Annotated in this window: 2 tRNA genes; both read left to right on the top strand. The window is 53.4% G+C overall.

Going from position 1 to position 247, the window contains the following annotated elements:
• Positions 1-81: 81 nt before the first annotated feature.
• Positions 82-155 (top strand) — tRNA-Trp (locus FS802_RS30785).
• Between the two features lie 19 nt (positions 156-174).
• Positions 175-247 (top strand) — tRNA-His (locus FS802_RS30780).

Raw genomic sequence — 247 nt, 5'->3', positions numbered from 1 at the left:
CGAAGTGGCTAAACGCGGCGGACTGTAAATCCGCTCCTTCGGGTTCGGCAGTTCGAATCTGCCCCCCTCCACCATTTACATAGGGGCATAGTTTAAAGGTAGAACTGAGGTCTCCAAAACCTCCAGTGTGGGTTCGATTCCTACTGCCCCTGCCAAATATATTTACACAACATGGCGGTTGTGGCGAAGTGGTTAACGCACCGGATTGTGGCTCCGGCATTCGTGGGTTCGATTCCCATCAGTCGCC

Source organism: Bacillus sp. DE0042 (genome assembly GCF_007680225.1).
Taxonomy (GTDB): domain Bacteria; phylum Bacillota; class Bacilli; order Bacillales; family Bacillaceae_G; genus Bacillus_A; species Bacillus_A wiedmannii.
This window is presented reverse-complemented; position numbering and strand designations above follow the sequence as displayed.